Genomic DNA, 21384 nt, shown 5'->3' on the forward strand with positions numbered 1-21384 from the left:
GCCGGTGACGCCGGATGCCGGTGACGCGAGCGCCGTCGAGGTCGGCGTGCGCTTCACCCCGACCACGGCCGGCTATGTGACCGGGGTCCGCTTCTACAAGTCAGCGGCGAACACCGGGACGCACATCGGCAACTTGTGGACCACGTCGGGTGCCCTGCTGGCGACCGTCGTGTTCACGAGCGAGACGGCATCGGGCTGGCAGCAGGCGACGTTCTCCCAGCCGGTGCCCGTCGCCGCCGGCGGCACGTACATCGCGTCGTACCACACCGACGCCGGGCACTACGCCGCTGACTTCGGCTACTTCGCCACGCCGGTCAGCAACCCGCCGCTGGTCGCCCCAGCCGATGGCAGCGACGGGAACGGCGTGTACAAGACCGGGGCGACGGGCTTCCCGTCGAGCTCGTATCGCTCGGCCAACTACTGGGTCGATCTCACCTTCGTCACCCAGGCGACCGACACGACGCCGCCCACCGTCGTGGCGCAGCAACCGGCCTCGAACGCGACCGCGGTGCCCAGCGCAAGCACGCCGTCGGCGACCTTCAGCGAGCCGGTGCAACCCTCGACGGTGAACTTCACCCTGAAAGGCACGAGCGGTGCGACGGTGCCGTCATCGGTCGCGTACGACGCCGCCTCGTCGACGGTGACGCTGACGCCGACGTCCTCGCTGGCGGACGGCACGTACACCGCGACGGTCGCTGGTGTGAAGGACCTCGCTGGCAATGCCATGGCGGCGCCCTACAGCTGGTCGTTCAGCGTGGGGACGCGCGCCTGCCCGTGCTCGATCTGGCCCGCCACCGCCACCCCCGCGAACCCGGCGGTGACCGACTCGACCGCCGTCGAGCTCGGCGTGCAGTTCTCGACCGACACGCCCGGCTACATCACCGGCGTGCGGTTCTACAAGGCCGACGGCAACACCGGGACCCACCTCGGTCACGTCTGGACGGCATCCGGCACGCTGCTCGGCACCGCGACGTTCACGAACGAGTCGGCGAGCGGGTGGCAGACCGCAACCTTCACGAACCCGGTAGCGGTGGCGCCCGGCAACGTCTACGTCGCCTCCTACTTCGCCCCCAACGGCCACTACGAAGCGGACGGCGGCGCGCTGCTCAACGGTGTCGACTCGCCGCCGCTCCATGCCATGCCGGACCGCAACGGCACCAAGAACGGCGTGTACCACATCGGTTCGAGCGCGTTCCCGGCCGACTCGTGGGCCTCGATCAACTACTGGGTCGACGTGGTCTTCGCGACCTCCGCCGCCGACACGACTCCACCGACGGTTGCCTCGGTCAAGCCCCCGTCGGGCGCGAGCGGGGTGCCGGTGAACGCACCGATCAGCGCGACGTTCAGCGAGCCGGTCCAACCGTCGAGCGTCGTGATCCGGCTGCAGGACAGCGTTGGTCATCAGCTGACCGGCACGACGACTTATGACGCCGACACGCTCACGTCGACGTTCCAGCCCTCGGCGGCGCTCGATCGCTCGGCCACGTACACGGCGACGGTGCAGGCTGCCAAGGACACCGCGGGCAACGCGCTCGCTGCGCCCTACGTGTGGTCGTTCACGCCGAGCGGCACCGCATCGTTGTGGGGCACCCCTACACCGCAGGTCGTCGACGCCGTCAACAGCGGCCCGCTCGAGCTCGGCATGCGCTTCACGTCCTCGACCAACGGCTACGTCACCGGTCTCCGCTTCTACAAGAGCGCGGCCAACACGGGCACCCACCTCGCTGATCTGTGGAGCGTTGGCGGCAAGCTCCTCGGCACCGCCACGTTCACGAACGAGACCGCATCGGGGTGGCAACAGGTGCTGTTCCCCCAGCCGGTACCGATCAGCGCCGGGGGCACGTACGTGGCCTCGTACCACACCGACTCGGGGCACTACTCCGCCGATCCGGGGTACTTCGCCGACCACGGGGCCGACAACGGTCCGCTCCACGCGTTCCAGGACGGCGACGGCGGCCCGAACGGCGTCTTCGCCGACGGTGCCAGCGCGTTCCCGACGCTGACGTACGGGTCGGCGAACTACTGGGTCGACGTGGTCTTCACCACCACCGCCACCGACACCACGCCGCCGACCGTGCTCACGCACGCGCCCCTGTCAGGTGACCCGGTGCCACCGGAGTCGCTGATCACCGCCGGGTTCAGCGAACCGGTGAGGTCGTCGTCGATCTCGATGACGGTCACCGACGCGAGCGGACATGCCGTGGCCGGCTCCACGTCGTACGACGCCCCGTCGCGGGTCGCGACCTTCTCCCCGTCGTCGGCGCTGTCGGCCGGGACCACCTACACGGTGAAAGTCAGCGGTGCTGGCGACCTGGCCGGGAACGCCATGGCTACGCCGGCGACCTGGTCGTTCTCGACCCAGACAGCGGTGCCCCTGTCCGGCACCGGCGGGCCGGTGCTCGTGATCACCGATCCGAGCAACGGCTTCAGCGACTACTACGGCGAGATCCTCCGCACCGAGGGGCTCAACGAGTTCGCCACCAAGCCCATCGCCTCGGTCACTGCGTCGACACTCGCCAACTATGACCTGGTGATCCTCACCCCGCGGACGGTCACGAACGCGCAGAAGTCGATGTTGTCGTCGTGGGTGCAAGGCGGCGGGAACCTGATCGCGATGCGGCCGTCGACCTCGCTCGCCTCGCTGTTCGGCCTCCGCTCGTCGGGTACCACGTTGGCCGAGGGCTACCTGAAGGTGCAGACCGCCTCGGGCCCGGGCGTCGGCATCACCGACCAGACCATCCAGTTCCACGGCACCGCCGACCGCTACACGCTCAACGGCGCCACCAGCGTCGCCTCCCTCTACCGCGACGCCACCACCGCGACCACGTCACCCGCCGTGGCCATGCGGACGTACGGCACCGGGCACGTCGCCATGTTCGCCTTCGACCTCGCCCGCTCGATCGTCGAGACCCGGCAAGGGAACATCGCGTGGGCGGGGCAGCACCGCATGGGCACGTCGCCGATCCGTTCGTACGACCTCTTCTACGGCCCCTCGGCGAGCGACCCGGAGACGAACTGGCTCGACTTGTCGAAGGTGGCGATCCCGCAGGCCGACGAACAACAGCGGCTGTTGGCGAACCTCATGATCACGATGGACGCGGCCAAACGGCCGCTCCCTCGGTTCAACTACTTCCCCAAGGGCTACAAGGCCGTCGTGGTCATGACCGGCGACGACCACGCGCACGGCGGCACCGTCGGCCGCTTCGACCAGGACCTGGCCGAGAGCGCCCCCGGTTGCTCGGTCGCCCAGTGGACCTGCCTCCGGTCGACGTCGTACATCTTCCCGGGCACACCGATCAGCGACGCGCAGGCACAGCTGTATGAGGCTGCCGGCTTCGACCTCGACGCCCACGTCAACACCGACTGCAACGACTTCACCGAGTCGTCGCTCGACTCGATCGTGACCGAGGAGCTCGCGGCGCTCGCCGCCCAACTGCCGAGCATCCCCGCGCCGTCGAACAACCGCACGCACTGCGTCGTGTGGAGCGACTGGGCGAGCCAGCCGAAGGTCGAGCTCGCCCATGGCGTGCGGCTCGACGCCAACTACTACTGGTGGCCCGTGCAGGCCGCGGCCACCCACCCCGGTCTCTTCACGGGCTCGGGCATGCCGATGCGCTTCGCCGACGACGACGGCTCGCTGATCGACGTGTACCAGCTCGCCACCCAGGTCACCGACGAGTCGGGCCAGCCCGAGCCGAGCACGATCAACTTGCTGCTCGACGACGCCCTCGGCCCGCTCGGCTACTACGGCGCCTTCACGATCAACGCCCACACCGACAGCGGCGACTCGCCGGTGGCGGACGCGGTGGTGGCCAGCGCTCAGGCCCGAGGGGTGCCCGTCGTCTCGGCGAAGCAGATGCTCACCTGGCTCGACGCCAAGGCCAAGTCGTCGTTCGGCAACTCGAGCTGGAGCAACGGGCATCTGACCTTCACCGTGTCGGCCGATCCTGGCGCCACCGGCCTGCAGGGGATGTTGCCGGCGACTTCGCTGGCCGCGCCGTTCTCCGCGACGTCGCCCGGAGCGATCACGTCGCTGACGGTGAACGGCACCGCCGTTCCGTTCACGCTCCAGACGATCAAGGGCATCCAGTACGCGGTGTTCAACGCGGCGGGCGGGACGTACACAGCCACCTACGCACGGAGTGCACCGTGAACACCACTGGAGTAGCGGTGATCGGCGCGGGCTACTGGGGACCGAACTTGGTCCGCAACCTGCGTGGTCATCCCGACGTCGACCTGCGCTGGGTGTGCGACCTCGACCCGGAGCGCACTGGCCGCGTGGTCGGCCGGTACGCCCTGACCCGCACCACCGACCGGCTCGACGACGTCCTTTCCGACCCGGCGGTCGACGCGGTGGTGATCGCCACGCCGGCGGCCACGCACGCGTCGCTCGCCAGAGCCTGCCTCGACAGCGGGCGACACGTGCTCGTCGAGAAGCCGATCGCGTGTGACTCGGCCGACGCAGACGACCTGATCGCCAAGGCGTCGGCGGCCGGGTTGGTGCTCATGTGCGACCACACGTACTGCTACTCGCCCGTGGTCCGGCACCTGCGTGAGCTCATCCACTCGGACGTGGCGGGGGAGGTCCAGTACCTCGACTCCGTGCGCATCAACCTCGGCCTCGTCCAGACCGACGTCGACGTGTTCTGGGACCTCGCGCCGCACGACCTGTCGATCATCGACTTCATCGTCGAGCCCGAGCTCCGCCCGATCGCCGTCGCCGCGCAAGGTTCCGACCCGGTCGGAGCGGGGCGAACCTGTGTCGGCTACCTCACGTTGTTCCTCGGCAACGGTGCCTTGGCCCACGTACACGTCAACTGGCTGAGCCCGACGAAGGTCCGCACGATGATCATCGGCGGGAGCCGCCAGATGATGGTCTGGGACGACCTCAACCCGTCGCAGCGGCTCAGCGTCTTCGACCGCGGTGTCGCCATGGCCGAACCCATCGATGACGAACGTCGCCGCGAAGCCTTGGTGTCGTACCGGCTCGGCGACATGCGCGCGCCGGCCCTCGGCGACGGCGAAGCATTGCAGGGCGTCGTCGCCGAGTTCGTGGGCTCGGTGCGGTCTCACCGTCGCCCGTTGACCGACGGTGAGAGCGGCGCGCGCGTGCTTCGGATCCTCGAAGCGATCCCGGCGAGCCTCGAGCGCGGCGGTGCCGCGGTGCCGATCGCCCCCGCCCCGATGCCGGCACCGGTCGGGGTGGCGCGATGACCCGGGGGACGATGACGGTGGTCGTGCCGTGCCACGACTACGGCACGTACCTCGGCCAGTGCGTCAACAGCGTCATCGACCGCCCGGGCGTCGACCTCGAGGTGCTCGTCATCGACGACGCGTCGACCGACGACACGCCCACGATCGGGGCCGCCCTTGCGGCGACCGACTCCCGGATCACGTTCACCCGGCACGACGAGCGACTCGGTCACGTCGCCACCTACAACGAAGGGCTGGCTCGCGCCACGGGCGACTACGCCCTGGTGCTGTCGGCCGACGACGCCGTCGTGCCGGGAGCTCTCGGTCGTGCCGCTCGCTTTCTCGACGACGAGCCCACGGTCGGGCTCGTGTACGGACGCACGGTGTTCTTCGAGCATGGCGCGCTCCCGCTTGCTCGCCACGGCGGCGGCCACCGACGGGTCCGCGCCGGGAATGACTGGATCGCGGCGCGCTGCCGTGCCGGCACGAACTGCATCAGCTCACCCGAGGCTGTCGTACGGACCAGCCTCCTCCGTCGGATCGGCGCGTACCGCGACGAGTTGCCGATGACCGGCGACCTCGAGCTGTGGCTTCGTTGTGCGGCCCACGCAGACGTGGGCTACCTGCGGGGCACCGATCAGGCCTACTACCGGCGCCACGCCAACAGCATGTTCCGCGCTCGCCTGGCCGATCCGCTGATCGACCTGTGCCACCGTCGCGCCGCGTTCGAGCTCTTCTTCACTTACCAGCGGCTGTTCGTCGTCGACGCGGACGTGCTCGAGGACGACTACCGCCGGGCCCTCGCCCGCGAGGCGCTGCACAAAGCGTCACGGGCATACGACCACGACCGGGTCTCGGACCGGACCGTGGCCCGTCTCGTGGAGTTCGCGGAGTCCACTTACGAAGCAGCTCAGTCGCTTCCGGAAGCAGCCGGCCTGCGCCTCCGCCGTCGCCTCGGGCCGCGGGTCAGCCGCTGGATGCCCCCGCTCGCCGGCGTGGCTGCAGCGGGTCGCGTGCGCGACGTCGTCACCACTTGGCGCTGGTCGAGGACGGGTGACCTGTGATGGAGGAGATCCAGGACTTCACCGCGGCCGGGCTGGCCGGTCGCCGCGTCCTCGTCACCGGCGGCGCCGGGTTCATCGGCTCGAGTCTGTCCCGGGTCCTGCTCGCCAGCGGGGCCGAGGTCACCGTGTTCGACAACGAGGCGACCGGCCGCTTCGAGAACCTCCTTGGCTGCGCGGGGGAGGTGGGCGCAGCTCCGGTGCTGGTGACCGGCGACGTGCGCGACGGGCGGGGCCTCTCCCACGCCATGGCTGGCATCGACATCGTGTTCCACCTCGCGTGTCTCGGCGTTCGCCACTCGTTGCTCTTCCCACGCGAGAACCATGAGGTCAACGCAGGTGGGACGCTCAGGGTCCTCGAGGCGGCGCGTGCCCGGAACATCGGCCGCGTCGTGCATGTGTCGTCGTCAGAGGTGTACGGGACGGCCCAGTGGGCGCCGATGACCGAAGCCCACCCGACCAGCCCGCACACCGTGTACGGCGCCAGCAAGCTCGCGGGGGAGTGCTACGCACGGGCCTACCACCGTTGCCATGACCTCGACGTCGTGGTCGTGCGCCCCTTCAACAGCTACGGACCCCGCTCGCACCACGAAGGCGACAGCGGCGAGGTGATCCCCCGGTTCCTGGTGCGGGCGATGAGCGGCGACCCGCTCGTCGTGTACGGCGACGGCAACCAGACCCGAGACTTCACGCATGTGTACGACAGCGCGCTGACGATCGCCCGCGCCGGAGTGACCCCCGGACTCGGCGGCGAGGTCGTGAACGTCGGGTCGGGGGTGGAGACGAGCGTCAACGAGCTGCTCGACGCGGTCGCCTCGGCGACCGGGCAGCGGGTCACGGTGATGTACTCCGACGCGCGACCCGGCGATGTGTCACGCCTGGTGGCCGACTCGACGCTGGCCCGCGAGCTGCTGGATCACCGCCCCCGCATCGCGCTGCGGGATGGGCTGGCCGACCTGGCCGGGCGGTTGGCCGGGCTGGGGGGCCCTGAGGTCGCGGCGCTCGCTGCGGCCGTCCCCGATCGAAGTTGGGTGTGACGTGATCGAGGTCGCGAAGCCCTGGTTCAGCGAGGCAGAGCAGATGGCCGCGGCCGACGCGATCGCTTCAGGTTGGGTGGCGCAAGGGCCGCGCGTCGAGGCGTTTGAGCGGGCGGTCGCCGACGTCGTGGGAGCTGAGCACGGCGTTGCGCTGTCATCGGCCACCGCCGGCCTCCACCTCGCCCTGGCCGTGGCCGGGGTCGGCCAGGGCGACGAGGTGGTGGTCCCGTCGCTGTCGTTCATCGCGTCGGCGAACGCGCCGACGTACGTCGGGGCCACTCCGGTCTTCGCCGATGTCGATGCCGCGACCCAGAACCTCACCCCCGCGTCGGTGGCTGCCGCGCTCACACCGCGCACCCGGGCGGTGCTGCTGGTGCACCAAGGGGGGACTCCCGCCGACGTCGCCGGGATGCACGCGATGTGCGATCCGTTGGGGGTCACAGTGGTCGAAGACGCGGCGTGTGCGATCGGCTCCACGTACGACGGCCGGCCGATCGGGTCGCACTCCGACCTGGTCGTGTTCTCCTTCCACGCCCGCAAGATCCTCACCACCGGCGAAGGCGGCATGGTGATGGCTCGCCGGTCAGGCGACGCCACGCGGTTGCGCCGACTTCGTGATCACGGCGTGGACGTGAACGCCTCCGAGCGCCACCGCGCCCGCTCCACGTCGCCTGAGCACTACGTGGAGCGGGGGTTCAACTACCGCATGACCGACATCCAGGCAGCGGTCGGTCTCGTCCAGCTCGGACGGCTCGATGAGCTCGTGAGCCGGCGACGGGAGCTGGCCGCCCACTACCGCCGCGCGCTCGGCGACCTCCCCGGCATCACCTGCGTCGCGGACCCGCCGTGGGGCCGTGCGAACTTCCAGTCGTTTTGGATCACGCTTCCGGAGGGGTGCGCAGGCCGGCGCGACGAACTGCTCCGGCAGCTCCTCGTCGAGGGCATCTCGGCCCGCCGAGGCTTCATGGCCGCCCACCTCGAGCCCGTCCACGCCGGGGCGGCGGCTCTTGCGCTGCCGGTCACCGAGGAACTGACCAAGCGGTCACTGGTCCTGCCGCTCCACCATGGCCTCACCCTCGACGACCTCGATCGCGTCGCGGCGGTCGTGCGGTCCGCCTGGCCGTCGTGATCGGCGTCCGCGCCAGGCGCCGCGGGTCCGATGTCGACTGGCGGCGATCGGGCGATCTGCGACGCGAGGTGCGCGCCGGTCTGGTGTGGAGCCTGTGCAACAACGCCGCCGGTCGGGCCGGGCAGCTCGTGACGGGGATCGTCTTGGCCCACCTGTTGGCCCCGGAGGTCTTCGGGGTGTTCACGGTCGCGCTCGTGGCGTTCAGCCTCGTGGTGAACGTGAGCGAGATGGGGGTCTCGGTGGCGCTGGTGCGCGAGCCCGACCACACCGACGCGATCGCACCGACGGTGACGACCATCGCAGTGGTGTCGGCATCGGTGCTCGCCGTCGGGTGCTTTCTCTCGGCGCCCACGGTCGCCGATGTGATGCGCACGCCGGGCGCGGTCGGATCGCTGCGGATCCTGAGCTTGGCCATCGTCGTGGCCGGTGCCACTGCGGTGCCGTCCGCACTGGTGCAGCAGCAGTTTCGCCAGGATGTCCGCATGGCGGCCGACGTCACCAGCTTGGTGGTGTCGATCGGCTTGGCCGTGCCGCTTGCCGCCGCGGGCTTCGGGCCGTCGAGCCTTGCCTGGGCATGGGTTGCCAGCAACGCGGCGTCGGGCCTGGTCCTGGTGTGGAAGTCGCCTTCGCGTCACATCCCCGGATTCGATCCGGACGAGGCTCGCCGGCTCCTCAGGTTCGGCCTTCCCCTCGCCGCGTCCAGTCTGCTGGTCTTCGCCATCTTGAACGTCGATTACGTCGTGGTCGGTCGACTGCTCGGCGCGACGGCGCTCGGTTGCTATGTGCTGGCGTTCAACTTGGCGAGCTGGCCGGTGAACCTGTTTTCGACCAGTGTCCGGGCCGTGTCGCTCCCGGGCTTCGCCCGGCTGCTGGCCGAGCCCGAGGCGCTGCGATCGGGATTCACCCGCTCGCTGGGTCAGCTGATGGCGGTGGCCCTGCCGGTCTGCGCGCTGCTGGGAGCGCTGGCGCTTCCGGCGATCCGGTTGGTGTACGGGTCGCGGTGGGACCCGGCGGCTGACGCCCTGCGCTGGCTGGCGGTGCTCGGCGGCTTGCGGGTCGCCTTCGAGCTGACGTACGACTACCTCGTCGCGCTGGGCCTGTCGCGCATCGTGTTGTGGGTGCAGCTCACCTGGTTGGCGCTGCTCGTGCCGGTCCTGGCCGCTGGTGCGCACCTGGGCGGGATCGGCGGCGTCGGTCTCGGCCAGATCGCCGTCGCCGGTGGGGTGATCACGCCGATCTACCTGGGGGTGCTCGCTCGCCGCGGCATACCCCGACGGCAGGTGGGCGCATCGTTGGTGCGGCCGGTCGGCGGTGCGGTCGCCGCTGCGGCGGTGGCGGTCTGCGTCCAGCGAGCGGTTCCGGGGCTCGTGGCGAGCCTTGCGGCCGCGGGGCTCGCCGGGCTTGCCGTCCATCTGCTCGTCGTGTGGCCGCTGGTCCCTCGCCGAGCGCGCACGCTCATCGACACGGCGGTGTCTGATGCAGCGTGACGAGCGGACCGCTCTCGTGAGGCGGCGGATCCGGCAGCTCGGCGCAGGCCTGCGAGCCGGCGGCATGCGCCCGCTGATCGCCCGGGCAGCCACGAAGGTCGGGGAGCGCCTCCTGGTTCCTGACGACGGGCCGGGCGTGGCCATCCAAGAGGTGCTCGCGCCCGTCGGGGCAACCCTCCGAGGTCGTGCCGTGACCTCCACCGCGGGCTTGCGGATCGGCTGGATCATCGAACCGCCCTCGGCGGGCTCCGGTGGCCACACCACCTTGCTCCGCTTCGTCCGCGACCTCGAGCGCCGTGGTCACGAGAACCGCATCTACGTCTACGACCGCCACTGTCCCGGCGATGTGGCGTCGACGGTGGCGGTGTTGCGGGCCCACTTCCCCCGCATGGGAGCCGTCGTCGCCGACGCGGCAGAGCTCGTCGAGCCTCCTGGAGCTCAGGTCCCCGCGCTCGACGCGCTGATCGCCACGTCGTGGCCCACCGCGTATGTCTTGCGCCGCGCCGCCACGTCAGCGGCACGCTGCTACCTGGTGCAGGACTTCGAGCCGTCGTTCCACCCGGCGGGCTCCGACGCGGCCTTGGCCGAGGCCACGTACACGTTCGGCCTCCACGGGATCACTGCCGGACGTTGGTTGGCTGCCAAGCTGCGCCGCGACTACGGCATGTCGTGCGACCCGTTCGACTTCGGTGTCGACGCGGACTCCTACCGGGTTCGAGCGCGGTCGCCGCGGTCGGGGATCGTGTTCTACGCCCGGCCGCTGACGCCACGTCGGGGTTACGAGCTCGGCATGCTCGCGCTGCAGCGCTTGGCGGCTGACCGGCCCGACATCGACATCCACCTGTTCGGCGAGGACCTCGGTCGACGTTCCGTGCCCTTCGCTGCCACCTGTCATGGTGTGCTGACGCCAGCGGCGATCAACGAGCTCCTCAATCGTTGCGCCGCCGGGCTGGTGTTGTCGCTGACGAACCTGTCGTTGCTGCCCCTCGAGCTCCTCGCGGCGGGCTGCATCCCCGTCGTGAACGACGGCCCGAACAACCGGGAGGTCTTCGACAACCCCTACCTGCGGTACGTGGCGCCAACCCCGGATCTGCTGGCCGCGGCGCTCGCCGAGGAGTCGGACCGAGCTTCGGTCTCGCGCGCCGAGCAGGCCTCGGCCAGCGTCAGCCACCTCCGCTGGGAGGACGCTGGGGCGCAGGTCGAGTCGGCGCTGCTCCACGCCTGCGCACGGCCCGAAGTCGCCGGTGGCGAGGAACGATCGTGCGCCTCGCTGCGGTAGCCACCACCGATCCGCTCGATCGCCGCACTTTCAGCGGCTACAGCGCCGGACTGTTCGGCGCGCTCGCCGATCGAGGTGTCCCGCTCGTTCCGCTCTCCTCGCGCCACATCGGGCCGATCGATCTGGCACGGGGTGCGGTGCGGCTGTCGGCGCTGCCCCGCTTGCGGTCCGCTGGTCGTCGCGTGCCGATCGTCAACCCGGCCTGGTACTGGTCACGGTCGAGCGCAGAGCGCTGTTCCCGTCTCGTGAGCCGACGCCTCGCGGCCCGGGGTGGCGCGACCCACGTGTTGCAGGTGGGCACGCACGTCGTCGTCGACGCACCCGGCGTGCGGCGGTTCTGCGTCACGGACTGCACCGTGCCCCAGGCCGTCGCGGCCGGTGAGTTCTCGGTGAGCCATGCGAACGGACGGGTGCTGCGCGAGGCCGTCGAGTGGCAGGCCAAGGTGTTCGCGAGCAGCGAGGCGGTCTTCACGCTGTCCGAGTGGGCGGCCGCCAGCGTGGTCGAGGACTACCGGGTTCCACCCCAACGGGTGCAGGTCGTGGGCGCCGGCGCCAACATCACCGGTGAGCGCCGTCGCGCCGTCGACCCGGCCCGTCCGATCGCGTTGTTCGTCGGCACCGACTGGGCGCTCAAGGGCGGACCCGTGCTCGGCAGCGTCTGGCCCCGGATCCGCGCGGCGGTGCCGGGAGCTCGCCTGGTGGTGGTCGGTTGCAGCCCCGACCTGCGAGGCGACGGCGTCGAGGTGGTGGGTCGGCTCGAGCCAAACATCGCGGCCGAGCGCGGTCGTCTCCTCGACCTCTACTCGCGCGCGTCGTGTCTGGTGATGACATCTGACTTCGACGCCTATCCGAACGTCCTGCTCGAGGCGGCCCTGATGGGCGTGCCGGCCGTGGGCTTCGACGAGCAGAGCCGCGCGGAGGTCATCGAGGACGGTGTCACGGGCATCTTGGTGGCCGATCGGAGCACGGACGCGCTCGCGGCGGCCGTGGTGCGGTTCCTGTCGTCGCCCGCCGACGTCCTGGCCATGGGCGAAGCGGCGCGCCAGCGAGCCGTCGCCCGCCACACCTGGCCGGTCGTCGCCGCTCGCGTGGCCGAGGCGATGGGTCTGTCGCCATGAGGCTGCGAGAGCAGGTCCGCGAGGGGCTCGGCCCCACCGGCCGGCGTGTCGCTCGCCGGGTGGTCGATGGCGTCGCGGGCTCGGTCGTCGGCTCGCTGGCCGGAGTGCACACGTCCGAGCCCGTCCTCTCGCTCACGTTCGACGACGGTCCAGATCGGCGGTGGACCCCGCGGGTGCTCGACGAGCTGGCGGGCCGGGGGATGCACGCGTCGTTCTTCTTGCTCGTGCCGGCGGCGGAGCGCAACGCGGACCTGGTCGCACGCATGGTTGCCGAGGGGCACGATGTCGGGCTCCACGGCATGACCCACGGGCGCCTGTCCGACCCGCGCTACCCGGTCGAAGAGCATCTCGGGCAGGGCAAGCAGCGCCTCGAGCGGCTGGTGGGCGAGGCCGTGCACTGGTTCCGCCCGCCGTACGGGGCGCAGACGTTGCACTCCTATCGGGCGGCGCGGCGGATCGGCCTCGACGTGGTGGTGTGGGGCCCGCACGGTACGGACTGGGAGCATGCGGCCTGGCAGGATGTGGCTGCGCAGGTCGTCGGCCAGGCGAGGCCCGGTTCGATCGTCTTGCTGCACGACGGGCTCATGCCACCGCCTCCTTTGGACCACCCGGTGTGGGGCCTGGATCGGGCCAGGGCCGTGCGAGCCACGCTGGACGGCTTGACCGCTCTCGGGTTGTCGAGCGTCACCTTGAGCGAGCTGGTCTCGACGGGGTCGCCGAGACCTACCGCGTGGTTTCGATCCTGAGCCCGTCGTCGGTCTGGCGCGTGAAGCGGGTGCCGCAACGGTCGCACGCCAACGTGTCCAGCTGCTGGCCGCACTGGCAGATCCAGCCAGCCGGTCGGGCGGGCGCGCCCATCACGAGCACATGGGCAGGGACATCGCGCGTGACCACGCTGCCTGCGGCGACGAACGCATGCCGGCCGATGACGTGGCCGCACATGATGGTGGAGTTGGCGCCGAGGGTCGCGCTCTGGCGCACCACCGTGGGCAACAGGTCGTCGGCCTGGGTCCGGTGGGGAATCGCGCGGGGCAACGGGTCGTTCGTGAACGCGACGTTCGGTCCGACGAAGACGTCGTCGGACAGCATCACGCCCTCCCACACGCTCACCCCGTTCTTCACCGTCACCCGGTCGCCGAGCCGCGCTCCACCCTCGACGAAGCAGTGGTCACCGATGTTGCACGCCCGCCCGATCACGGCACCCGGCATCACGTGAGCGAATGCCCAGATGCGCGTGCCGGCCCCGATCGATGCGGACTCGCACAACGCCGACGGGTGGATGGTGATCCCCACATCTGTTCTGTTCACAGCGCCGCTCCCAGGACCTCGACGACCCGCACTTGATCTGACTCGCTCAGGTGGGGGTGGATGGGCAGCGAGAGCATCTCGGCCGCGGCCCGCTCGGCGTTCGGCATGTCGCCCTGTCGGTAGCCGAGGTGGGCGACCGCCGGGTCGAGGTGGACGGGCAGGCGGTAGTGGATCCCGGCGCCGATGCCGCGGGCGCGGAGGGCTTCGAGCACCCGGTCGCGCACACCCGCGGCGACCCGCACCGCGTAGACATGCCACACGTGTTCGTTGCCGGTCAGGGTGGACGGGAGGGTGAGGTCGAAGTCGACGAGGAGGGCGTGGTAGCGGGCCGCGCAGGTGCGGCGGGCCCGGTTCCACCCGTCGAGGTGGGGGAGCTTGGCGGTCAGCACGAGCGCCTGGATGGCGTCGAGACGGGAGTTGCGACCCGGGCGTGGCCGGATGTCGGGGCCGGCGACATTGTGGTCCGCGAGCCGCCGGACCTTATCGGCGAGGTCAGATGAATCGGTCAGCAGGGCACCGGCGTCGCCGTAGGCGCCGAGGTTCTTGCCCGGATAGAAGCTGGTGGTGGCCGCCGCGGTGAGGCTGCCCGGCGTGGCGCCGTACCGGGTTGCGCCGTGTGCCTGCGCTGCGTCCTCGACGATCGCCGCGCCGCACGCCTCGGCGATCGGGGCCAGCTGCTCGACGGGCGCCATCTGCCCGTGCAGGTGGACCGGCACGATGGCCCGCGTCCGGCGACTCGCGGCAGCCGCCACCGCCCTCGGGTCCATGAGCAGCGTCGCGGGGTCGACGTCGACGATCACGGGCCGACCACCCACGTGCAGCACCGCCTCGACGGTGGCGATGAAGGTGCTCGCCGGCACGATCACCTCGTCGCCTTGTCGCAGGTCGAGGGCTCGCAACGCCAGCTCGATCGCGTCCGTTCCGTTCGCGACACCCACGCAATGAGACCGTCCTGCGAAGTTGGCGTACGACGCCTCGAACGCGGCGACATCGGGCCCGCGCACATAGGCACCGGTCTCGAACAACCGCGACAGGCCTGCCCACACCTCGCGCTCGACGTCGCGGTGCTGGGCGACGACGTCGACGAGCGGTACATCGGTCATTGCTGCCGGCACTGGGTTCACAGCACGTATGAGCCGCACCCGGGCGGGTTGATACGTCGCAGCCGGCACGTATCAACACCGCCGGTGGTCGCTCTTGTCTCTGTTGGCCCACTGGTGCCCATGCCGGTGGTGGCGGAACACGAGGGAGCAGACGATATGGACCTGTGGCGCGTCGGGCGAACGTTGCGTCGCCGTTGGTACCTGACCGCGCTCGGCGTCGGCCTGACGGTGATCGTCGCCGCGGTGACGTTGGCGAGCACGCCGCCCGTGTACGAGGCCAAGTCGGTGATCGTGCTGCTCGGGCCGTCGAGGCCGCCCGCCGACACCCCCACCGTCGACACCGGCAAGCCGCTGGTCGCCGGGGCGGTGAACCCCTATCGCACGTTCGACGGCAGCATCACCACCACTGCGCAGGTGATGAGCGAGGTGATGAAGCAGCCCGAGGTCGTCGCTGCGCTGCGGCGCCAGGGTGCGAGCGGTGACTTCGCCGTCGATTCCGATGCCACCGGTGGTCCGACCGTGACCATCAGCGGACGGGCATCGAGCGCGGGCAAGGCGCTGCACACGTCACGACTCGTCGTTGCTGAGTTCCGCATCGAGTTGGCCCACCGTCAGGCGGCCGCGGGAGCACCGGACAACACGCTCATCTCCGCATCCGACGTCGTCGTTCCGCACGGGGCGACCTTGCTCACCAAGACGCGGAACCGGGCGCTCGCCGCCATCGTCACCTTGGGCTTGGCTGCCACGGTCGGGCTCGTTGTCATCGCCGACAGCCTCGTGGAGGGCAGGCGAGGGCGAAGGATGTCGAACGACACGGCCGGTCGGCGGCGGCCGGTGATCGGTCCCCCGGCGGCGCGGCGCGGATCGGCCGACCCGCGCCGGCCCATCCGGACGACGCGACCCGCACCGGCTGAGACGCGACGGGTGACGGCCCCGCCAGCCCCGGCGATCGGCCCGCCCGCGCCCGCGAGCGACCCGGTGTTGACGGGATCGAACCACAGCGACCATTCGGAGCCGGACGCGCCGTGACCGCACCCGCGACCGCGCGACGCACTGCGCCGCGGTCAGCCGCGCCGATGCGCCGCGACGCGGTGTCGGTGCTGACGGTCTACGTCGTCTTGCTGTTCGCCGTGCCATCGGCGCTCGTGTTCAAGCCCGTGGGGTCGAGCGGGACGCCGGCAGGGCTGCTCGCAGGTGCGCTGTTCCTGTGGTGGCTCGCCGGGCGGCTCGTCCCGTCGCTCGGTGCGAGCGCCGGACGGCAGCCCCTGCGGATCGCTGCGTCGGCGTGCCTGGCGGCGGTGTTGGCCAGCGATGTGGTGGCGTACCTCCGGCCCATCGACGGGCTCGAGATCCACGCTGCGCAGTCCGCCATCGTGCTCATCGTCGGTGGGCTCGGTGTGGTCTTGTTGACTGCCGACGGTGTCAGCCACATCGAGCGACTCGACGTCCTGCTGGGTCGCCTGACCACCGCCGGCGCTGCCCTCGCGTCACTCGGCATCGTGCAGTTCTTCACCCGGTTCGACATCGCCGCGCACATCCACGTCCCGGGCCTCTCGCTCAACGAGTCGACCGACTACATCCAACTGCGCGATGGCTTCAACCGGGTCGCCGGGACCGCTGCGCACCCCATCGAGTTCGGCGTCGTGCTCGCCACCGTCTTCCCGATCGCCATCCACCAGGCCATGTACGCCACGCCGGAGCGACGCAACCGGGCCCGCGTCCGGGTCGCGCTGATCGCCGTCGCGCTGCCGATGTCGGTGTCGCGCTCGGCGATGCTCGGCGTGCTCGCCGCTGGCCTGGTCATGGCCGCGGGCTGGACCTGGAGGCGGCGGGCGCAGGCCGCGGTCGCCGCGGTGGCGTTCGTCGCCGGCATGCGGCTGGTGGTCCCCGGCCTGATGGGAACGATCCGCAACATGTTCACCGGCTTGCAGTCCGACAGCAGCTACGTCGCCCGCACGCAGCACGCGTCGGAGGCCTACGCCTACATCGGGCAGCGACCGTGGTTCGGTCGGGGTTTCGGGACCTTCCTGCCGAGTCGCTACGTCCTGCTCGACAACCAGTACCTCGGCCTGCTCGTCGAGACAGGGGTGGTCGGGCTGCTTGCGTTCGTGGCGCTGTTTTGCACTGCGTTCGGCGTCGGTCACCACGTCGCCTGTGTCGGCGCCACTGAGGAACGTCGGAGCCTCGGCTGGGCCCTGGCCGCGGCGGCCGCGGTTCCGTTGGTCACCTACATCACGTTCGACGCCTTCGGGTTCGCAATGGCCAACGGTGTCACGATGCTGGTCGTCGGGTGCGCTGGCGCGCTGTGGCGCATCGACGGCGCGACCGCGGCGGCTACGGCACCGTGACCGATCCCGTGGCCAGCGTGGTCATCGCTGCGCACAACGAGCGCGCGGTCATCGGCCGGTGCTTGCAGTCGCTGCAGGCCGACGGCTTGCCGCTCGAAGTGGTCGTCGTGTGCAACGGGTGCGCCGACGACACGGCGCGCGTCGCCCGAGCCGTCGGAGGTGCCACGGTCGTGCAGCTGCGGGCGGCCGGCAAGGCTGCCGCGCTGAACGCGGGCGATGGCGCCACCTCGGTGTTCCCTCGCGTCTATCTCGATGCCGACGTCGTGCTCGAACCCGGCGGCATGGCCGAGCTCTTGGCGGCACTCGATGCCCGTGTGCTCGCGGCGTCGCCGCGCGTGGTGGTCGACGACCGCCACTCCTCGTGGATCGTGCGCTCGTACTACCGGATCTGGCTGCGACTGGGATCGGTCGCCGGGGGTCTCGCCGGATCAGGCGCGTACGCCATCTCGTGCGAGGGGCGAGCCCGCTTCGGCCGGTTCCCCGACATCGTCGCCGATGACCTGTTCGTCGAGCAGCGCTTCGGTCGGGAGGAGCGGGTTGTCGTCGACGCGGCGGCCGTCGCGTATGCCGCACCTGCCGATGTGCGGGAGCTGTTCGCCCGGAAGGTGCGGGTGTTTGCCGGGAATCTGCAGCTCGAGCAGGCGCTCGCCGTCGCTCCGGCTCCGGACTCCGCGCCCGGCGGCGACCGGTGGTGGCGGGTCGTGCTTCGCGCTCCCCGCATGGTCAAGGACGTGCCGGTGTACGTGGCCATCACCGCGGTCGCGAAGCTGCACGCGCGACGTCTGGCCCGTCGCGGGCGACCGATCGCGTGGCGCTCGCCCGTGCGTCACGATCGCCCTGACACGACGCCGACGCCCATGCCGAGGGCCCGGTGACGGCCACGCTCGGAGGCGCGGTCGACGTGTCGATCGTGGTGGTGTCGTTCAACACCGCGTCGCTGACCACGCAGTGCCTGGCGGCGGTGCCGGGCGCCGTTCGCGATCGCGTGGCAGAGACCATCGTCGTCGACAATGCATCGACCGACGGCTCGGTGCCGCAGCTGCGAACACACCATCCCGGCGTGGCGGTCATCGCGAGCGACGAGAACCTCGGCTTCGCCCGCGCCGTGAACCTCGCCGCCTCGACCACGGCGGGCAGGTGGCTGCTGTTGCTGAACCCGGACACGGTCGCCGAGCCTGGCTCGATCGACCGGCTGGTCGCGTTCGCTGAGGCGCATCCCGGCCACGGCATCTACGGAGGCCGCACCGTGGACCCGGCGGGGGAGGTGGACCCGCGCTCGTGTTGGGGCCTGCCCAGCCTGTGGAGCCTCACGTGTTGGGCCTCGTTGGCTGACGCTGCGTTTCGCGGGTCGCGGCTGCTGGACCCCGAATCGCTCGGTCGCTGGCCGCGCGACTCAGTGCGCGAGGTCGGCCTGGTCACGGGCTGCCTGTTGCTGGTCGACCGGCAGCTCTGGGAGCGACTCGGTGGGTTCGACGAGCGCTACTTCATGTACGGCGAGGACGCCGACCTGTGCCTCCGAGCCGGCCAGCTCGGACATCGCCCGGTGGTGACGCCCGCCGCGGCGGTCACGCACATCGGGGGAGCGTCACCCATCCATGCCGCCGACAAGACCGTGCTGCAGCTGCGTGCCAAAGTCACCTTGATCCGCTCGCACTGGAGGCCGTGGCGGGTGAAGTTGGGCGTTGCCCTCACGGCCATCGGCGTTGCCAACCGAGCCGTTGCCGCCCGGCTGCTGCCGGTCGGAGCGCACCGGTCCCGCTGGTCAGAGGTCTGGCAGGCGCGGTCCACCTGGCTGGCCGGCTACCCGCAGCGCTGAAGGCCCTCGTACACCGCCAGGTAGCCGTCGCGCTGGCAAGCCCACGAAAGGTCCTCCTCGACGCGGCGCCGCCCGATGCGGCCCATTCGCTGCCGTGCGTCAGGGTCGTCGAGCAGCCCGTCGAGCACGGCGGCGAAGTCCGCGATCTCGTTGGGCCGCGCGTAGCGGGCCGCCTGCCCGGCGCTGACCCGCGTCTCGGTCAGGTCGAACGCCACGATCGGCAGCCCGAAGGCCATGTACTCCAACGTCTTGTTCATCGTGCAGACGTCGTTGAGGGCGTTCTTGGGGTCGGGGCACAGCCCGATGTCGGCGCTGGAGAGGTGGTCGAAGACCACGGTGTCGGGGACGCGGCCTGTGAAGGTCGTCCACTCCTCGATCCCGAGCTCCGCGGCCAGCCCCACCAACTCGTCGAAGCAGTCGCCGCCACCGAGGAACGTGAAATGGCAGTCGGTGCGGCCCCGCTGGTGCACGAGCAGGTCGATGGCTCGCAGCGCGAGGTCAACGCCGTCCTGCGGGCCCATCACCCCGAGGTAGCAACACAGCTTGTCGCGCCCCGATCGGAGCTCGGGCCGGACCGGCTGCGGCGTGAGGTGCTCGAGGTCCGGTCCGGTGCGCACCACGGTGACCTCGTGCGGCCGGAGCCGGCCGCGCTGCATCGCGACCGTCCGGTACGACTCGTTGGTGGAGATCACGTGGTCGGCGGTGGCGAACGTGGCCCGCTCCAGCGCGTGCAGCAGCTTCAGGGCGGAACCGCTGGTCCTGTCGTTGGTGAACCGGGCGCGGTACAGCTCCGGGCACAGATCATGGTGGTCGAAGACGAACTTGCGGCCGAGTGCCTTCGCCGCCGCGCCGAGCACGAAGTAGGTGTCGGGCGGGTTGCAGGCCTGGATCACGTCGATCCCGCTGCGTAGGGACACCTTGGCGGCCAGCGCGGCCGTCCGCAGCCAGCAGTAAGCGAACTCGTACGCGAACCCGGCGGGCCCGGTGGCGGCCGGTGGGGGGCGGTAGCGGTGGATGCGCACACGATCGAGCACTTCGTGGGACGCCTCGCCGGGGGCCTGTGGGCAGATCACGTCGACCTCGTGGCCCGCGGCGGTCAAGCTCCTGCACTCGAGCCAGACTCTCCGGTCGAACGGCACCGACAGGTTCTGCACGATGATCAGCACGCGCAGGTGGTCGGTGCGGCGCCACTTCACCACGCGCTGCCCCGGTAACCGACGATCGACTCCAGGTCGGCAGGCAGGTCGCCGCAGACGTCGACGAGGTGCATGGGCGGATCGACCCGCAGCGCCGTCGCCACGGCCTCGTCGCAAGTGCTCACGACGGCGCAGTCGACGCCTTCGAGCGCCTCAGCCGCGCTCTCGCGCAACAAGGCGCTGAAGTGCGGGAGACGAGTGGACACGTAGTCGAGGTTGGCGCCGAACAAGCGGGCGGGGTTGATGTGGGTGTCGTAGATGCGCACGTCGATGCCCTTGCCGACCAACGACTCGACCAGATCGACGTACGGGCTCTCGCGGAGGTCGTCGGTGCCTGCCTTGAAGCTGAGGCCCAGCACTGCGACCCGGTCGGCGCCCGTGTCGAGCACCTCTTCCAACACGTCGGCTCGCTGGCGGTCGTTGCTGATCCCGATGTTGCCGATGACCGGGAGGTCGAGGTCGCGTGCGCGGCCGAAGTGGAGGAGGGCGCGCAGGTCCTTCGTCAAGCACGACCCGCCATAGCTGAAGCCGGGGCGGAGGTACCGATCGGAGATGTTGAGCTGGCGGTCCTCGCAGAACAGCTGCATCACCTTGCGGCCGTCCGTTCCCGCGGCGCGGCACACCTGACCGATCTCGTTGGCGAAGACGACTTTCAGGGCGTGGAAGGTGTTGCACGCCAGCTTCAGCGTCTCCGCCTCGGTGGGTTGCACCTGGCGGAACGGCGCGTCGACGAACCCGAACAGCTCTCGGGAGGTCGCCACGGTGACGGGGTCCGAGGTGCCCACCACCACGAACGGTGGATGAAGGAAGTCCTCGATCGCCGTCGACTCCCTCAGGAACTCCGGGCAGCTGCCCACGCCGAGCGCGCTGCCGGCGGAGCGTCCGCTCGCGCCTTCCAGCAACGGGATCAGGTGCGCTTCGGTCGTTCCCGGTGGCACCGTGCTGCGGACGAGCACCACCGGATGGCCACGCTGTCCGGCCAGCGCGTGGCCGACCTGGCGGGTGGCCGTCTCGAGCGCCGACAGATCCACGCGCCCGCTGCGGTTGCTCGGCGTCGCCACGCACAGGATCACCACGTCGCAGCCCGCCGCCGCGGCATCGGAGGTCGTGGCCTCGAGCCGACCACTGGCCCGTGCTTCGGCGACCAGCGCATCGAGGCCCGGCTCCACCACAGGGCTTCGGTGCTCGCGGACCGCGTTCACCTTCCCGAGCTCCCGGTCGATCCCGATCACGTCGTGGCCCCTGCTGGCCAGGCAGGCTGCGGTCACCGAGCCGACATATCCAAGGCCGACCACCGCGACCTTCATCG

17 protein-coding genes are annotated in these 21384 nt (G+C 70.7%); 13 read left to right on the forward strand and 4 right to left on the reverse strand.

From position 1 onward, the window contains the following. Nucleotides 1–4 precede the first annotated feature (4 nt). Genes VHA73_15905 through VHA73_15945 form a run of 9 tightly spaced genes read left to right on the forward strand, consistent with a single transcriptional unit; the run spans nt 5 to nt 13050 of the window. The gene (locus VHA73_15905) at nt 5–4153 is read left to right on the forward strand and encodes a DUF4082 domain-containing protein (GenBank protein HVX19506.1); all 4149 of its coding nucleotides are present in this window, start codon (nt 5–7) and stop codon (nt 4151–4153) included. Beyond that, complete coding sequence (locus VHA73_15910; GenBank protein HVX19507.1) at nt 4150–5214, forward strand: Gfo/Idh/MocA family oxidoreductase; 1065 nt, start codon at nt 4150–4152, stop codon at nt 5212–5214. Before VHA73_15905 ends, VHA73_15910 begins: the two co-directional genes overlap by 4 nt. Then, nucleotides 5211–6257: a glycosyltransferase gene (locus VHA73_15915; GenBank protein HVX19508.1), complete on the forward strand. Its 1047-nt coding sequence runs from the start codon at nt 5211–5213 to the stop codon at nt 6255–6257. The genes VHA73_15910 and VHA73_15915 overlap by 4 nt, the downstream gene beginning before the upstream one ends. Continuing rightward, on the forward strand, nt 6257–7291 hold the full coding sequence (locus VHA73_15920) for a GDP-mannose 4,6-dehydratase (protein HVX19509.1): 1035 nt from the start codon (nt 6257–6259) through the stop codon (nt 7289–7291). The genes VHA73_15915 and VHA73_15920 overlap by 1 nt, the downstream gene beginning before the upstream one ends. A 1-nt stretch (nt 7292) precedes the next feature. Beyond that, nucleotides 7293–8420, forward strand: coding sequence for a DegT/DnrJ/EryC1/StrS family aminotransferase (locus VHA73_15925; GenBank protein HVX19510.1), 1128 nt, complete (start codon nt 7293–7295; stop codon nt 8418–8420). Next, entirely contained in the window at nt 8417–9907 is a 1491-nt protein-coding gene (locus VHA73_15930; protein ID HVX19511.1) for a lipopolysaccharide biosynthesis protein, read from the forward strand. The genes VHA73_15925 and VHA73_15930 overlap by 4 nt, the downstream gene beginning before the upstream one ends. A 16-nt stretch (nt 9908–9923) precedes the next feature. Next, nucleotides 9924–11186, forward strand: a complete 1263-nt coding sequence (locus VHA73_15935; protein ID HVX19512.1) for a hypothetical protein — start codon at nt 9924–9926, stop codon at nt 11184–11186. Further along, nucleotides 11168–12304, forward strand: a complete 1137-nt coding sequence (locus VHA73_15940; GenBank protein HVX19513.1) for a glycosyltransferase family 4 protein — start codon at nt 11168–11170, stop codon at nt 12302–12304. Before VHA73_15935 ends, VHA73_15940 begins: the two co-directional genes overlap by 19 nt. Continuing rightward, on the forward strand, nt 12301–13050 hold the full coding sequence (locus tag VHA73_15945) for a polysaccharide deacetylase family protein (GenBank protein ID HVX19514.1): 750 nt from the start codon (nt 12301–12303) through the stop codon (nt 13048–13050). The genes VHA73_15940 and VHA73_15945 overlap by 4 nt, the downstream gene beginning before the upstream one ends. Here VHA73_15945 and VHA73_15950 read toward each other — a convergent pair. Then, the gene (locus VHA73_15950; protein HVX19515.1) at nt 13028–13612 is read right to left on the reverse strand and encodes an acyltransferase; all 585 of its coding nucleotides are present in this window, start codon (nt 13610–13612) and stop codon (nt 13028–13030) included. The two genes, VHA73_15945 and VHA73_15950, sit on opposite strands and share 23 nt — an antisense overlap. Beyond that, complete coding sequence (locus VHA73_15955; GenBank protein HVX19516.1) at nt 13609–14715, reverse strand: DegT/DnrJ/EryC1/StrS family aminotransferase; 1107 nt, start codon at nt 14713–14715, stop codon at nt 13609–13611. The genes VHA73_15950 and VHA73_15955 overlap by 4 nt, the downstream gene beginning before the upstream one ends. Before the next feature lie 156 nt (nt 14716–14871). Here VHA73_15955 and VHA73_15960 point away from each other — a divergent pair, with 156 nt between their 5' ends. From VHA73_15960 to VHA73_15975, 4 genes are read left to right on the forward strand one after another with little or no spacing between them, the layout of a single operon-like run. Next, entirely contained in the window at nt 14872–15744 is an 873-nt protein-coding gene (locus VHA73_15960; GenBank protein ID HVX19517.1) for a hypothetical protein, read from the forward strand. After that, nucleotides 15741–17063: an O-antigen ligase family protein gene (locus VHA73_15965; protein HVX19518.1), complete on the forward strand. Its 1323-nt coding sequence runs from the start codon at nt 15741–15743 to the stop codon at nt 17061–17063. Before VHA73_15960 ends, VHA73_15965 begins: the two co-directional genes overlap by 4 nt. After that, the gene (locus VHA73_15970; protein ID HVX19519.1) at nt 17060–17938 is read left to right on the forward strand and encodes a glycosyltransferase; all 879 of its coding nucleotides are present in this window, start codon (nt 17060–17062) and stop codon (nt 17936–17938) included. The genes VHA73_15965 and VHA73_15970 overlap by 4 nt, the downstream gene beginning before the upstream one ends. Then, a complete protein-coding gene (locus VHA73_15975; GenBank protein HVX19520.1) occupies nt 17935–18879 on the forward strand; it encodes a glycosyltransferase family 2 protein in 945 nt (314 codons plus the stop codon). Before VHA73_15970 ends, VHA73_15975 begins: the two co-directional genes overlap by 4 nt. On the opposite strand, the gene VHA73_15980 is transcribed toward VHA73_15975, so the two are convergent. Together VHA73_15980 and VHA73_15985 are read right to left on the reverse strand one after the other, a co-directional pair. After that, nucleotides 18864–20075 carry a glycosyltransferase family 4 protein gene (locus tag VHA73_15980; protein ID HVX19521.1) on the reverse strand — a complete coding sequence of 404 codons (1212 nt, stop codon included), beginning with the start codon at nt 20073–20075 and terminating at the stop codon, nt 18864–18866. The two genes, VHA73_15975 and VHA73_15980, sit on opposite strands and share 16 nt — an antisense overlap. After that, a complete protein-coding gene (locus VHA73_15985; GenBank protein HVX19522.1) occupies nt 20072–21382 on the reverse strand; it encodes a nucleotide sugar dehydrogenase in 1311 nt (436 codons plus the stop codon). The genes VHA73_15980 and VHA73_15985 overlap by 4 nt, the downstream gene beginning before the upstream one ends. Between the last annotated feature and the right edge of the window lie 2 nt (nt 21383–21384).

Source organism: Acidimicrobiales bacterium, assembly GCA_035547835.1.
Classification (GTDB): domain Bacteria; phylum Actinomycetota; class Acidimicrobiia; order Acidimicrobiales; family Iamiaceae; genus DASZTW01.